This window comes from Formosa haliotis, from assembly GCF_001685485.1.
Classification (GTDB): Bacteria; Bacteroidota; Bacteroidia; order Flavobacteriales; family Flavobacteriaceae; genus Formosa; species Formosa haliotis.
On sequence record NZ_BDEL01000001.1, the window covers coordinates 2,059,189 to 2,074,523 of the forward strand.

At 34.8% G+C, this 15,335-nt stretch carries 13 protein-coding genes and 2 pseudogenes; 7 read left to right on the forward strand and 8 right to left on the reverse strand.

All coding sequences use genetic code 11. The features are described 5' to 3' along the window. Nucleotides 1-21: 21 nt before the first annotated feature. From A9D35_RS08405 to mraZ, 3 genes and pseudogenes are all read right to left on the reverse strand, one after another. Nucleotides 22-339: an FtsL-like putative cell division protein gene (locus A9D35_RS08405; protein WP_066221554.1), complete on the reverse strand. Its 318-nt coding sequence runs from the start codon at nucleotides 337-339 to the stop codon at nucleotides 22-24. Continuing rightward, nucleotides 336-1,231, reverse strand: a pseudogene (rsmH, locus tag A9D35_RS08410) (16S rRNA (cytosine(1402)-N(4))-methyltransferase RsmH). The gene A9D35_RS08405 and the pseudogene rsmH overlap by 4 nt, the downstream one beginning before the upstream one ends. Continuing rightward, on the reverse strand, nucleotides 1,218-1,688 hold the full coding sequence (gene mraZ / locus A9D35_RS08415; RefSeq protein ID WP_066221556.1) for a division/cell wall cluster transcriptional repressor MraZ: 471 nt from the start codon (nucleotides 1,686-1,688) through the stop codon (nucleotides 1,218-1,220). The pseudogene rsmH and the gene mraZ overlap by 14 nt, the downstream one beginning before the upstream one ends. 293 nt (nucleotides 1,689-1,981) lie before the next feature. Here mraZ and A9D35_RS08420 point away from each other — a divergent pair, with 293 nt between their 5' ends. Both A9D35_RS08420 and yihA read left to right on the forward strand, forming a co-directional pair. Continuing rightward, a complete protein-coding gene (locus A9D35_RS08420; RefSeq protein WP_066221558.1) occupies nucleotides 1,982-2,746 on the forward strand; it encodes an alpha/beta fold hydrolase in 765 nt (254 codons plus the stop codon). Nucleotides 2,747-2,756: 10 nt separating this feature from the next. Beyond that, complete coding sequence (gene yihA / locus A9D35_RS08425) at nucleotides 2,757-3,362, forward strand: ribosome biogenesis GTP-binding protein YihA/YsxC (protein WP_066221561.1); 606 nt, start codon at nucleotides 2,757-2,759, stop codon at nucleotides 3,360-3,362. Here yihA and A9D35_RS08430 read toward each other — a convergent pair. Further along, nucleotides 3,359-4,453 (reverse strand): ABC transporter permease, encoded by a 1,095-nt coding sequence (locus A9D35_RS08430; protein WP_066221563.1) that lies wholly within the window; start codon nucleotides 4,451-4,453, stop codon nucleotides 3,359-3,361. The genes yihA and A9D35_RS08430 overlap by 4 nt on opposite strands. A gap of 7 nt (nucleotides 4,454-4,460) precedes the next feature. Continuing rightward, entirely contained in the window at nucleotides 4,461-6,596 is a 2,136-nt protein-coding gene (locus A9D35_RS08435; protein ID WP_066221566.1) for a carboxy terminal-processing peptidase, read from the reverse strand. A 155-nt stretch (nucleotides 6,597-6,751) separates the two neighbouring features. Here A9D35_RS08435 and surE point away from each other — a divergent pair, with 155 nt between their 5' ends. From surE to A9D35_RS08460, 5 genes are read left to right on the forward strand one after another with little or no spacing between them, the layout of a single operon-like run. Further along, nucleotides 6,752-7,528, forward strand: a complete 777-nt coding sequence (surE, locus tag A9D35_RS08440; protein WP_066221569.1) for a 5'/3'-nucleotidase SurE — start codon at nucleotides 6,752-6,754, stop codon at nucleotides 7,526-7,528. After that, nucleotides 7,521-7,805: a hypothetical protein gene (locus tag A9D35_RS08445; RefSeq protein WP_066221572.1), complete on the forward strand. Its 285-nt coding sequence runs from the start codon at nucleotides 7,521-7,523 to the stop codon at nucleotides 7,803-7,805. Before surE ends, A9D35_RS08445 begins: the two co-directional genes overlap by 8 nt. Then, nucleotides 7,805-8,923, forward strand: coding sequence for a lipid-A-disaccharide synthase (lpxB, locus tag A9D35_RS08450; RefSeq protein WP_066221575.1), 1,119 nt, complete (start codon nucleotides 7,805-7,807; stop codon nucleotides 8,921-8,923). Before A9D35_RS08445 ends, lpxB begins: the two co-directional genes overlap by 1 nt. Before the next feature lies 1 nt (nucleotide 8,924). After that, nucleotides 8,925-9,491, forward strand: coding sequence for a C40 family peptidase (locus tag A9D35_RS08455; RefSeq protein ID WP_066221578.1), 567 nt, complete (start codon nucleotides 8,925-8,927; stop codon nucleotides 9,489-9,491). A 19-nt stretch (nucleotides 9,492-9,510) separates the two neighbouring features. Then, a complete protein-coding gene (locus A9D35_RS08460) occupies nucleotides 9,511-11,538 on the forward strand; it encodes a ComEC/Rec2 family competence protein (protein ID WP_066221581.1) in 2,028 nt (675 codons plus the stop codon). Nucleotides 11,539-11,545: 7 nt separating this feature from the next. Here the strand turns inward: A9D35_RS08460 and A9D35_RS08465 are convergent, their stop codons facing one another. The 3 genes and pseudogenes from A9D35_RS08465 to A9D35_RS08475 all read right to left on the reverse strand — a co-directional run bounded on the left by A9D35_RS08465 (nucleotide 11,546) and on the right by A9D35_RS08475 (nucleotide 15,335). Next, a complete protein-coding gene (locus tag A9D35_RS08465; protein WP_235817872.1) occupies nucleotides 11,546-12,097 on the reverse strand; it encodes a thioredoxin family protein in 552 nt (183 codons plus the stop codon). Between the two features lie 99 nt (nucleotides 12,098-12,196). Next, nucleotides 12,197-13,783, reverse strand: a complete 1,587-nt coding sequence (locus tag A9D35_RS08470) for a peptide MFS transporter (protein WP_066221583.1) — start codon at nucleotides 13,781-13,783, stop codon at nucleotides 12,197-12,199. 35 nt (nucleotides 13,784-13,818) lie between these two features. Continuing rightward, a pseudogene (locus A9D35_RS08475) lies at nucleotides 13,819-15,335 on the reverse strand (peptide MFS transporter).

Consider the following 15,335-nt stretch of genomic DNA (forward strand, 5'->3'; position numbering starts at 1 on the left):
GTTTGTTGCCAACTCTGAACGCTATTTATTAATTTTAACTTTAATTTTTCTCGGTGGTATTTCTGAAGGCATCAACCCTTTCTCTACCATTTTATTTAATATTGAAGACTCCATCTTAACTCGCATTAATTTGGACCGTCCGTCCACAAAGGCAGACCGCAGTTCTTTAACCTCGTCATTCATCCTCGCAATTTGATGTACTTTTTTATCTGCACTATGCGAGCTTGCAATCATGATAAAAGCCAAAAACGACACAAACACAATAACTCTCCAGTTTTTAAACGAATCGTCGCTAACCAGAAAAGCACCCTTTAATATGTTGTAAACATTTTTTCTCATATTTTTTCTGCAACCCTAAGTTTTGCACTGCGCGCTCTGTTATTCAATTTTATTTCTTCGGCAGTTGGCACTATAAGACCTCCTACTTTTTTTAAGGCCACTTCGAAATTTCCAAATACATCGCGCTCCGGCTCTCCTTCAAACATTCCGTTTCTTATAAACCGCTTCACCAATCTATCTTCTAGCGAATGGTACGAGATAAAACTTAAACGCCCTCCAGTTTTCAATACATCTGGTGTTTGCTCTAAAATTCTCTTAAGGCCGTAATTTCCTGATTTACTTCAATCCTAATAGCCTGATAAATTTGAGCTAATATTTTATTCTCTTTTCTTGGCGGTAAAAAACGCTGCAATGTTTTCTTTAACTGATCGCTTGTTTTAATCGGTTCAATGTCGCGTTGCTCTACTATTGCTCTAGCCATAGCAGCCGATGGTCTTAATTCTCCATATTGCCACAGTACATCTTTTATCTGCTCTTCATCATAATCGTTCACCACATGATAGGCTGACAACTGACTGGTCTGATTCATTCGCATATCTAAATCCGACTCGAATCGTGTAGAAAAACCACGCTCTGCAACATCAAATTGATGCGATGACACACCGAAATCTGCCAAAACACCATCTACTTCTTTTACACCATAAAAACGCAAAAAACGTTTTACATATCTAAAATTTTCATGAATTAACTGAAACCGATCGTCGTCTATCGTATTTTGTAAAGCGTCCGGGTCTTGATCGAATGCGAATAATTTTCCATTCGGCCCTAACCTTTTTAAAATCTCTTTACTATGTCCGCCACCTCCAAAGGTCACATCTACATACACGCCATCTGCCTTAACATTAAGACCATCGACAGTTTCTTTTAATAGTACAGGGTTATGATATTCCATAATCTTCATCATCTTGTCCCATAACCTCTTCAGCTAAATCTGCAAAATCATCAGCCGAACCACTTATGCTCTGTTCATAATTATCCTTATCCCAGATTTCAATAATATTAACAGCCGAAGCCACCACTATTTCTTTTGAAATCGATCCGAAAACCGCTAAATCTTTCGGAATCAACAAACGTCCAGTACCATCTACCTCTACCATTTTCACACCAGCAGTAAATTTCCTAATAAAATCGACGTTTCTTTTTTTGAATCTATTTAGCTTGTTTATCTTCTGCATTAACACATTCCACTCCTCCATAGGATACAATTCTAAACACGGATTAAAAACGGAACGTTTTACCACAAACCCATCTTGCAATACGGCACTCAACTGCTTTTTCAGCGAAACAGGAAGCATTAATCTGCCCTTCGCGTCTACTTTGCATTCGTATGTACCTATTAATGAGTTCAAAACAATTTTTGGGATTTACAATCTTTAATTTTCAAATATATCGAAAAATATACCACTTTTTACCACATAATACCACTTTGTTAATAAATTTTCGACTATCGGATAGATAATACCGCCATTTCTGCCCTCCAAATCTGCTTAAGTATTGGATTAAAATGCATTAGCATTAAAAAACACGCTAAAAATTGCTGCGAATATTTATTATGTAAAACTATTTCAGGTGTTATGCATTAAATTCGTAATTAATATGAATGATTTACCTATATTTGTTTTTTGAGGATAATGACTAATTAATGACGAATCGCTTAAAAAAAGAGAAGAATTTTATCTACATGGAAGTAGGAGAAGGACAACCTATAATCGTTCTTCACGGCTTAATGGGTGGATTGAGTAATTTTGGAGCTGTAGCTGAATATTTCAGCACTAAAGGCTATAAAGTTATCATTCCAGAACTTCCACTCTACAGTTTAAATTTGCTTAAAACGAATGTAAAAAGTTTTGCAAAATACTTAAACGATTTTATCGAATACAAAGAATTTAAGGATGTTATTTTGCTAGGAAACTCTTTAGGCGGTCACATTGGGCTACTATACACTAAACTGTATCCTAAAAAAGTAAAAGCTTTAATAATTACCGGAAGTTCTGGTTTATACGAGAGCGCTATGGGTAGTGGTTACACAAAAAGAAGTGACTACGAAGTCATGAAAAAGAAAGCTCAGGAAGTCTTTTACGACCCTGAAGTTGCCACTAAAGAAATTGTAGATGAAGTTTACGAAACTGTTAACGACAGAAATAAACTAATAAAAACTTTAGCGATTGCCAAAAGCGCAATTAGACACAATATGGGTAAAGATTTACCTAAAATGCGTCAACCAACATGTATAATTTGGGGTAAAAATGATATCGTCACCCCTCCAGAAGTTGCTACCGAATTTCATAGCCTTTTACCTAACTCTGATTTATTTTGGATTGATAAGTGTGGGCATGCAGCTATGATGGAGCACCCAAAAGAATTCAATGAAATCCTAGATTCCTGGTTAAATACCAGAAATTTATAATAGTAAAATTATGCAAATTAAATCGGCTGAGTTTGTAATGAGTAATTCGGACGTTACCAAATGCCCGAAAGACAGAATCCCAGAATACGCCTTTATTGGTCGTAGTAATGTAGGGAAATCGTCGCTGATAAACATGCTTACCAACCGTAAAAGTCTTGCAAAAACGTCTGGAAGACCAGGAAAAACACAGCTTATAAATCACTTTATAATTAATAAAACTTGGTATTTAGTAGATTTACCTGGTTACGGGTATGCCCGTGTTTCTAAAAGTGCAAAAAAAACTTTTCAAAAATTTATTACCGAATACTTCAAGAAAAGAGAACAATTAATATCTGCTTTTGTTTTAGTTGATATTCGCCACAAACCACAACCTATAGACTTAGAATTCATGATTTGGTTAGGCGAAAACAGCATTCCTTTTTCTATAATTTTCACAAAAGCCGATAAACTTAAGCCTAACGCTATAGAGAATCATGTAAATACTTACCGAGACATTTTACTTGAAACTTGGGAAGAGATGCCTAACTATTTTGTAACATCCTCCTCTAAGGAAACAGGTAAAGACGAATTACTTCAATATATAGACGACACCAATAATAATTTAAAGTTAGATTAACTTTTTACGTCTAAAGCATCTCTTAAGGCATTTCCTATTAACATAAATGCCATTACTAAACTCATTATACAAAGTCCTGGAATTACTGCTAAATACGGCTTTCCTAATATAATATAGTTGTAATGATCTTTTATCATAGCACCCCAACTTGCCATAGGTGGCTGTGCGCCTATACCCAAGAAACTAAGTCCACTTTCTATTAATATGGCCGACGCAAAATTAGCCGCACAAATTACAATAACAGGTGCCATTATATTTGGTAAAATATGCTTAGTAATAATTCGATAATCGTTAAAACCTAAGGCTCTTGCTGCGGTTACATACTGCATTTCCTTAGCACTTATAATTTGTCCGCGAACCACACGTGCCACTTCTACCCACATGGTTAAACCTACAGCAATAAACACTTGCCAGAAGCCTTTTCCTAAGGCCAATGTTATCGCTATAACTAATAATAAGGTAGGAATAGACCAGGTTACATTTATAACCCACATAATAAGCGCATCGACCTTACCACCGTAATATCCTGCCAAACTGCCTAAAACCAAACCTATAATTAAAGAAATAAATACAGCTACAAAACCTATGAAAAATGAAATTCTAGCCCCAACCAAAATACGACTTAATACATCGCGACCGTATTTATCTGTGCCCAAATAGAACGATTTTGAAGCGACTAAGCTTGAGATTTCTGTTTCTGAAAAAGAGGATAAATCCAATACTTTTTCTTCCCCAATTAACCCATCTGAAGCGTATTCTGTATAGCTTAAACTTGAATTTTGAATAATATATTTTGAGATTGGAATTTCGGTCTCCGTATTTATTGTTCCGAAGAAAATTTTATCTAAAGCGCTTTGTTTATTTACAATTTTTGATGGCACCGTAAGCATATCTACCGTAAATCCTGGCTTTTTAGAGTGAATAGATAAATGCATCTGGTTAGCATGCTGTGAATGATCTGGCGCTAAAACATAAGCAAAAACAGAAATTAACCCTACTAAAACAATAAAACCTAAACTAAAAACGCCCCAAAAATTGTGTTTAAATTTTTGGAGCGCTAAATATTTTAACGACTGTGACTTATCACTCATGAATAGTTTAATTTTTCACATTTGCCACGTCCTTTTTAATGGTATATGACAGTTTTAAGTCTTGAAGCACATTAACAGCTTCTTCTACATAAACATCTTGTGTTAAACTTTCGTGCCAGCGATCGCGTTTTTCTCTTAACGTTGAATCCTTTACAAATAGGGCTTCTTCGTATGGTAATGATGAATACGTTAAATTCGATTTGTAATTCGATATTTTATCAAATCGCTTAGCTTCAGCCTCATTAAGCTCTAACTTTTCTTTGTATTTATCGTAGTTTAAACTAAAGGTATTTACATCCATTTTTAGTTTAATCCATTTTGCATTCTCTTCAATTAATTTTAATTGCTCATTATTGCTCATACGATCTTTACTCTTTTGTATAGTAGAATCGTAATCGAAATAATTTCCCCATACCGTATAATCTGCGGCAGCAATTTTATCCCATGGTAGCGGATTTACTTGATCCTTTTCTCCAATATCTATAAAACTATAACGGTCTGGAACAATAACATCACTCTTTACTCCTTCTAATTGAGTAGACCCTCCGTTAATACGGTAGAATTTTTGAGTGGTTAATTTCAACGCTCCTAAATCGCCATTGCTATTATTACGTACTAAGTTATTTAAATCTAATACATTTTGAACGGTACCTTTACCATACGTTTGTTTACTACCTATAATAATAGCACGTTTATAATCCTGCATAGCAGCTGCTAAAATCTCGGAAGCAGAAGCCGATAATTCGTTTACTAAAATAACTAATGGCCCATCCCATTCTATAGATTCATCTTTATCTCTAAGAATTTCTTTAGGCTCGCCTGTAGAGCGCACTTGTACAATTGGACCATCTTTAATAAATAATCCAGCCATATCTACAACAGTTTGTAAAGATCCTCCTCCATTATTTCTAAGATCTAAAACCAAACCTTCCATACCCGCTTCTTTTAAACGATCAATCTCGATTTTAATATCGGAAGCTGCATTTCTGTTGTTATAATTTTCAAAATCTACGTAAAATTTAGGAAGATTGATTACCCCATACTTGATATCCTCTTTAGTAACTAATGATGATTTCGCATAAGTCTCTTCAAGCTCTACCACATCTCTAACAATAGAAATTTCTTTTGTTGTACCATCAACCTTTTTTACGGTAAGAATCACTTTTGTGCCTTTAGGACCTTTTATAAATTTAATGGCATCGTCTAAACGCATACCAACTATATTTACGGCATCCTTTTCCCCTTCTTGACGAACTTTAAGAATAATATCTCCTACCTCTAACTCTTTTCCTCTCCAAGCTGGACCACCAGAAATTAATTCCATAATCTTGGTATTGTCCATTTTTTTCTGAAGTCTAGCCCCAATTCCTTCTAACTTACCAGACATTTGTTGGTCGAAACGGTCTTTATCTTCTGGAGCAAAGTAAAAGGTATGTGGATCGAATTCTTCAACAACCGAATTTACATACATAGCAAACCAATCATTACGCTCTAAATCGTCTATATAATCTGTGTAATAATTATCTAGATTTTTTAAGGTAGAAGCTCTCGATTCTTTTTCCATGTCATCGTTAGACTTTAACGTATACGCTGGATCCTTTTGTTTTTTAAGATGCTCCTCGGTTTGTAAATCGTCGTAATTCGCTATAGAAGTAAATTTAAGTTGCTTTCTCCAACGATCTTTCATCTCCTTTTTAGACTTCGCGTACGGTTTCTCGTTGTAGTCTGCATTGAATTCTTCATCTACCGTATAATCGAAAGGTGCATTTAAAACCTCTTTATACAAGGTTTTAGACTCTTCTATTCTCTGAATTAAACGCTCGTGAGTTACATTAAAAAAAGTAATATCGTACTCTTTTAATTGATCGTCAATATTATCTTTATACTTTTCAAATTCTTTGATGTCCGATTCGTAGAAATAACGTTTTAAAGGATCTATGGCCTTTAAATAATTATTAAAAACGTCTTCAGAAAAATTATCATCTAAAGTTTTAGGGTCGAAATGACCGCGTTCAAGCACATAAGTAATAACTTGTATTAATAATTTATCCTTATCTGGATTGTTGAATGTTTTGGTAGTAAAACTGCAAGAAGCGAATGCTAATAACAACAGTAAAACTAAATATCTATAATTCCTTTTCATAAGCCTGTAAAAGTGCATCGTATATTTTTCACTAAAGTAGAGAAAAAACTATGCCAATAAAAATACAAGAGCCGTAATTTTTTGTTAAACTGAACAAATTAGAAGTTTCATGCATATTTTATGTATTTTAGCAATGCGTTTTCAAATCTAAAAATATGTCTAAAAAACCACTTATCCTGGTTGTAAACGACGACGGCATTACTGCACCGGGGATAAGAACTCTTATAAAAATAATGAATACCATTGGAGATGTTGTAGTTGTCGCTCCAGATAGTCCACAAAGTGGAATGGGCCATGCCATAACAGTAGATTCTACTTTATATGTAGAAAAAATTCATATCGACAACGGTCCTCAATCGGAGTACAGTTGTTCGGGAACCCCTGCCGACTGTGTTAAACTTGGGGTTCGCGAAATTTTAAAGCGTAAACCAGACCTTTGTGTTTCTGGTATTAATCACGGCTCCAACTCATCTATCAATGTTATTTACTCGGGAACCATGAGTGCCGCTATTGAAGCTGGTATTGAAGGGATTCCTGCCATTGGATTTTCTTTACTTGACTTCAATTGGAATGCTAATTTTGAGCATGCCGAATCTTTCATAAAAACGATTACAGAACGTGCCTTAAAAAATGGTTTACCCGAAGGTGTTGTCCTGAATGTTAATATTCCGAATAAAAATAAAAAAGATATTAAAGGGATTCGGGTTTGCCGACAAGCTAAAGCCAATTGGGTGGAGAAATTCGATAAGCGCCAAAGTCCGATGGGAAAAGATTATTACTGGCTGGCTGGTAAGTTTGTAAATTTAGATCAAGGTGAAGATACAGACGAATGGGCGTTAGAAAATAATTATGTTTCTGTTGTGCCTGTACAATTCGATTTAACAGCGTACCAAAGCATTAAACAAATTAATACTTGGAATTTAAATGATTAAAAAAGAAGTTTTCATAGGATTTATAGTGGGAATTATTGCCAATGCCATAGGCTTATTTTTAGCCGCTACTTTACTTGGCCAAGGCGATGATGCTATTACCGTAATTAAAGCGGCATCTGCTGAAGGATTTTTAGGAAAATTAATGAGTTTGGGTGCCATTCTTAATTTGGCCGCATTTTTTGTGTATATAAAAAAGAAACAGGATTATAGAGCAAGAGGAGTTTTATTGGCTACCTTATGTATAGCAGTGTTTACCTTCATTTTTAAATTTTTATAATGAAATATTACATTATTGCAGGAGAAGCTTCGGGAGATTTACACGGCTCGAATTTAATGAAAGCGTTACAGAAAGAAGACATTAACGCTGACTTTAGATTTTGGGGAGGCGATCTTATGCAACATGTAGGTGGTACTTTAGTAAGCCATTATAAGGAACGTTCCTTTATGGGGTTTTCTGAGGTTATCATGAATTTATCTAAAATTTTTAAAGCCATATCTTTCTGTAAACAAGATATACTGCAATACCAACCAGACGTTATTATTTTTATAGACAATTCTGGTTTTAATTTGCGTATTGCCAAATGGGCCAAAGCAAATAACTTCACTACCAACTATTATATTTCGCCACAAGTTTGGGCCTCTAGAGCGGGACGCGTTAAAGATATTAAACGCGACATCGATGCCATGTATGTTATTTTGCCGTTTGTAAAACCGTTTTATGAAACCTATGATTACGATGTTACCTTTGTAGGACACCCATTAATTGATGCTATTTCTGACCGAACTCAGGTTGATGAATATGAATTTAGAGCAGAGCACGGATTAAGCACTTTACCAATTATTGCCATACTTCCCGGAAGCAGAAAGCAAGAAATAAGCAAGATGCTTACCGTTATGCTTAGTATTATTGACGATTATCCAAAATATCAATTTGTTATTGCAGGAGCACCTAGTCAGGATTTTAGTTTTTACCAAACCTTTATTAAGAACACAAATGTTAGTTTTGTTAATAATAAAACCTACGATTTACTAAGTGTCTCTTACGCTGCATTAGTAACCTCTGGTACAGCAACACTAGAAACCGCTTTGTTTAAAGTACCACAAGTGGTTTGCTATAAAGCCAGTTGGTTGTCTTACCAAATAGGGAGACGAATTGTAACTTTAAAATATATTTCATTAGTGAATTTAATCATGGATAAACCTATAGTTACCGAACTTATTCAAGATGATTTTAATTCTGAAAATTTAAAAAAAGAACTCAACCTCATTTTAAACCCTTACGAACGCACCAAATTCTTTATTAATTATTACGATTTAGAAAAGAAACTTGGCGGTAAAGGTGCAAGCCAAAAAGCAGCAAGCCTCATTTACAAAGCCCTAAAATCAAACACCTAATATGCATAAATCCGTAGTTATACTTTGCTTACTTCTTATTGTAAGCAGCTGTAAATCTTCTAAAAAATCTACTAGCTCTAGACCTGCCTCGTCACCCCAAGTTTCAGTTTCGCCTACGCAAAACAGTGATACCGGAAATGATGATGTTGTGGTTTTAGCTCCCGAGAACTACGACGATTTAAAGCGCATAGGTATAGAGATCGTAGATTATGCCAAACAGTTTGAAGGTGTACGTTATAAATTTGGAGGCACTACAAAAAAAGGCATGGATTGTTCGGGTTTAGTATTCGAGTCTTTTAAAGCCTACAATATTAATTTACCTCGAGTTTCTCGCGACATGGCTAAAGAAGGCGTAAAAATAGATATTGATGATGTTAAGGTGGGCGATTTATTATTCTTTCATACCAACCCAAACCGAAAAACCATTAATCATGTTGGTTTAGTGGTTTCTTCTCGAACTGGGAATGTAGAATTTATTCACTCTACAACAAGCAAAGGTGTTATAACCTCTTCTTTAGCAGAACGTTACTGGTATTATTCTTTTAAAGAGGCGCGCAGAATTCTCTAATATTTAGTATCTTACTGGTATGAAGTTGTTTAGCTTTATACTTGTAAAACTAACGCTCCTTATAATACTAGGTATTTGTTTTGGCCATGCCTATAACATTCCCTTATTTTGGAGTTTACTTGCTTGCGCCTTACTACTTGTATTGTTAGGCAGCATTTGGTTTTCTCATAAGACTAACTTTAAACCTCCTGCTTCTTTTGGAATTACAGCTTTTATTTTAACCTTCTTCATCGGGGTTTTCACCGTAAATGTACATAACGAAAAACTTCAAAAAAGCCATTATTCTCGGCTAAATACTGAATCAAACAAAATAACAATTAAAATTCGAGAGGTATTAAAACCTAATGCTTATTACGACAAATACATTGTTGAAATTTTAAAAATTAATAATGAAAAGGTTACAGGCACATCTTTACTAAATATTAAAAAAGATACACTAACCCGCCAATTTAAGATTGATGACGTTTTCTTAACAACTGAAAAATTTCAAGAGATTACACCACCTTTAAATCCCAATCAATTTGATTATAAAGCCTATTTAGAACGGCGGTATATTTATCATCAAATAGTTGCTAGCCCAAATCAGTTACTAAAATTAGCACATAACCATACAAGCCTTCTAGGAGTTGCTTATAAGGTGAATACTTTTGTACGAGACCGCTTACAACAATATAGTTTTGGTAACGATCAGTTAGCGGTATTACACGCTTTATTACTGGGGCAACGGCAAGACCTTTCGGAAACCTTGTATAAAAATTACACGAAAGCAGGCGCAGTACACATCTTGGCTGTATCGGGTTTACACGTTGGTATTTTACTTCTTATTCTAAATTTCCTCTTCAAACCCATAGAACGTGTAACACATGGAAAAGTTATTAAAACAATTTGCATTGTTGCCTTAATGTGGTGTTTTGCTTTTTTAACAGGGTTATCTCCTTCGGTTTCCAGAGCTACGCTTATGTTTACATTAGTAGCCATAAGTTTAAATTCTAACAGACCCACTAATATTTATAATACTCTGGCTATTTCGGCCTTTTTATTATTACTATGGAATCCACTACTCCTTTACGATGTCGGATTTCAATTAAGCTATTTGGCGGTATTAAGTATTGTTACCTTTCAACCTCTTTTTTATAAGCTATGGATCCCGAAACATAAACTAACCAATATCCTCTGGAATACCACAACGGTAACTTTTGCAGCACAAATTGGGGTTTTACCCGTTAGCCTATTTTATTTTCATCAATTTCCCGGACTTTTTTTCCTTTCTAATTTAATTATTGTGCCGTTACTAGGTTATATACTGGGGTTTGGAATTTTAGTAAATGTTCTGGCTACTTTACAACTACTTCCACCGCTATTGGTTCTAATTTTAAACAAAACAATTGGGTTTATGAATGGCTTTGTTACATGGGTTGCGAGTCAGGATCAATTCATTTTTGATTCTATTTCTATTAAACTCAATTCCGTTTTGGCCATATATTTACTAATACTCTGCCTGATTTATGTTTATACAACTCCGAAGTTTAAATCGGTAGCCTTTGTGTTATTGGCTTGCATAACACTACAGCTCACCTTTATTTACAACCGCTGGCAAGTACAATCTCAAGAATGGATATTATTTCATAAAAACAGAGAAAGTATTTTAGCCGAACGAAAGGCCTATTCACTTTTTATACACAGCACATCGGACTCCTCTTTAGCAACAAAACAATATCCGTTAAAAAGCTATATAATTTCCAATGAAATAAAAAGAACAGCTACAACGCCGTTAAAATCTGTATACAATGTTCTCGACAAAAGATTGCTTGTAGTAGATAGTTCGGCGGTGTATACTATTAAAGGGTTTAACCCCCATTATATTGTGCTTAGCAATTCGCCTAAAGTCAATTTAAATCGCTTGATCGATTCCTTAGTTCCGAAACAAATAATTGCAGATGGTAGCAACTACAAATCGTATATAAGTCGTTGGGAAACGACCTGTAAAAACAAAAAAATCCCTTTCTACCAAACAGGTAAAAAGGGCGCTTTTCTTTTTAATAGATGACTAAGCGTTATGGCACAAATTCTGGCACAAAACTTTCATAATAGCTTGTAAACTCTTCTTGCGTTTTAATCTCTTTATGTTTATCCTCTTTAAACAACTTTAAATACAACTCTAATTGTTGTGGTTTTTGATATCCTCTAATTGGGGCTAAAAGTGCACCGTTTTCATCGAAAAACACTATCGTCGGATAGGCATTCACCCCAAGCTTTCTTGTAAACTCATGTACACTATTACGTTTGTTTGTCTTTGCTGGATCGAAATGAGGATTGCCTAAAGTTACATCGTTAAATAAGATAGATTCATCCCCTTCTGCATTAAATTTAACAGCGTAATAATTAGCATTAACATAGTCTATTACGTCCTTATTTCCGAAAGTGTTTTTGTCTAACATTTTACAAGGACCACACCAGTTGGTATACACATCCATCATCATTTTCTTAGGTTCTTTTTTCTGAAGTTCAACAGCCTCATTATAAGACATCCATTTTATTTCCTGAGCATTTATAACTCCTATGGAGCATAAAAGCACCAATAAGAACATCCCTTTTTTTATTAACATACCTTAAGTTTAAAATATTGAATTTGTTAGTAATGGTCTAAAATAACAAAAGCACCTTACAACGAAGATGCTTTTATTGTTTTTTAACGTATTGTATAATTAACGCACACCGTGCATCAGTTTGTTCATGACTTTAGTTAGAGACATTACAAGTAAGCCTGCTACTATTGGTACTACAGTAAAAATTAAAAAGAAAGTACTCATATCGTACGCTGCAGTAATTTTATCAATTAATCCTCCCATAGTCCCTGCTAATTTATTTCCGAGACCAACAGCGATATACCATAATCCAAACATAAGTCCGATTTTAGCAGCTGGCACTAATTTACTAACATAAGATAGGCCTACTGGAGATAAAGACAACTCTCCTAGGGTATGCAATAAATAAGCAAGAATTAGCCAAATAATGCTAACAGAAGCTGTTTGAGCTCCCTGCGGAATACTAGCCGAACCATATGCTAAAACCCCAAAACCAAGACCTAATAAAACTAAGCCCATTCCGAATTTAACGGTTGCTGGTGGATTGTATTTACTTTCCCATATTTTGGATACTAAAGGCGCAAAAGCAATAATATAAAATGAATTTAATATACCGAACCATGATGCTGGAATTTCGGTATTCTCTTGAGAAAATTGTTCATTTAACATGTAAATTACAATTCCCCAAATAATCGCAAAACTTAAGCCTAATGCAAGATTTGATACCCGATATTTACTAAAGGTAATTTTAAACAATTGTAATAGCACGTAGGTAATTATTAATAATGGTATTACCGTAAGTAATGTATTTGCAATTCTAAATGCTAAAGCAGAGTTCCCTTCTAAAACACGATTTGTATAATCTGAAGCAAAAATAGTCATTGATCCACCAGCCTGCTCGAAAGCGGCCCAAAAGAAAATAGTGAAAAAGGCTAAAATCCCAACCACAATATAACGATCTCTTTGAACCTTAGAAGACACTATTTCTTCTTTCTCAACAGCTGTGTTTTCTCCATTTTCTTTATGCTCCTCATCGAAGGTAATAGTTTCTGATGGCGATAGCCCTATTCTTCCAAAAATCCCTTGGGCTAACCAAAACTGAATCATTCCTAAGAACATAAAAACACCAGCTAAACCAAATCCCCAATGCCATCCTACAGATTCACCTATGTATCCACATAATAAAATTCCTAAAAATGCACCTGCATTTACACCCATATAAAAAATAGTAAACGCACCATCTTTTTTATCTTGAGCATTTTTATAAACACCATTAATAATAGATGTAATATTCGGTTTGAATAATCCATTTCCAGCAACCAATAATCCAATTCCTAAGTATAAACTCCAAGGTGTATCGAATGCCATTGCCGCATGTCCTAAGGTCATAATTAATGCCCCTATTGCAACAGCACGACGGTAGCCAAATATTTTATCTGCTAAAATCCCTCCTAAAATCGGTGAAAAATAAACAAGCATCGTATAGGTTCCGTAAAGTCCTAAGGCATCCTCTCTACTCCATGCCCAGCCACCATCAATAATTGCAGATGTTAAGAATAACACTAAAATGGCACGCATTCCATAATAGGAAAAACGCTCCCACATTTCTGTAAAAAATAAGACGAACAATCCCGATGGATGTCCCATTAACAATTTTCGGTTCATGTCGGAACCTTCAAATCTAAAGTTCGTTGTACTAGTACTCATTGCTAAATAATTAAGTTAATTTAGGGCTATTTAATTTAATGCGCTACTTCATGTTCATTATCTTCCGCACCGTGAGTTAATCGTTTTAAAGGTTTTAAAATTAGAATAAACAATGTACCTATAATCACAGTAAAAACTAAAATTCCTAAAAAGATAGTGTATTCACCAAAGGCGCTAGCAGATTCTCCTACTATTCCAGCCACTTTACTACCTAATCCTGTAGCTGCAAAATAAACCCCCATCATAAGTGATGCATATTTTACCGGAGCTAATTTTGTAATAAAGGATAAAGCTACAGGCGATAAACAAAGTTCTCCCATAGTATGGAAAAAATAAGCTAACACTAACCAAAGCATACTAGAAGTTCCCGATTTTTCGAATTCCATTACAGCAAACACCATAAATAAAATCCGAATCCCATGATAATTATACCCATCGCCATTTTAAATAATGATGAAGCTTCCTTACCTTTTAATTTACGTTTCGCCCATAAATTGGCTACAACCGTAGCAAAAATCACGATAAAACCGGCATTTAAACTTTGGAACATGATAGTAGGAATTTCCCAGCCTAAAAGCACACGGTCTGTTTTCGTGTCTGTGTATATATTCATTAACCCTCCAGCTTGTTCAAAAGCTCCCCAGAAGATAATCACCATTATAAAAGATAGTAATAACACTACAAAGCGATCTTTATAAATTTGAGAGGATAGATCTTTATAAATCATCATTAAAAGCACCGTTATTGCTGTAAGAAATATAAAAAGAGCTCCATATCCCCATCCTAATTGTATCCATCCATAAATAGAAACAAGTAATAGCAGACATGAGATCATTAACTGCTTTGGAGATTTTAAAATTTTAGAATATAATTCACCATAAGATACTTCATCTTCTTTATTCGTAGCCACAACGTGATTTCCAACTTCTGTTAAATAGCGTTGTCCAAATAAATAAACCATAAGCCCCAAAAGCATTGCAACACCTGCAAGACCAAAACCGGCATGCCATCCCCATTCTGCAACCACACTTCCAACTACTAAGGTTGCCAATAAGGAGCCTACGTTAATTCCGATATAGAAAATACTAAAACCTTTATCTCGTCTTATATCTCCCTCTTGATAAAGCCCTCCAACCATAGTTGAAATATTAGGTTTTAAGAAACCTACTCCTAAAATTACTAATCCTAAACCGGTATAAAACGCCCAAGTATCTGTAAGCACCAAAACACCATGACCTAAACATAAAATAATAGCTCCGTATAATACCGCCTTTTTCTGGCCGATTAATTTATCGGCAATCATACCTCCTGGAATAGACATAACATAAACCAACATGGTGTACCATCCATATAATGCTAAGGCTTCTTGATTGGTCCATCCTAAACCTGGTCCTCTTTCATCTCCAGTGGTTTGTGTTACCATATATAACACAAGCAAGGCTCGCATTCCATAGTAAGAAAACCGCTCCCACATTTCTGTAAAGAATAAAATATAAAGACCTACTGGATGACCAAATAATTCTTTCTGTTTAACATCAATTGAATTTGCCAT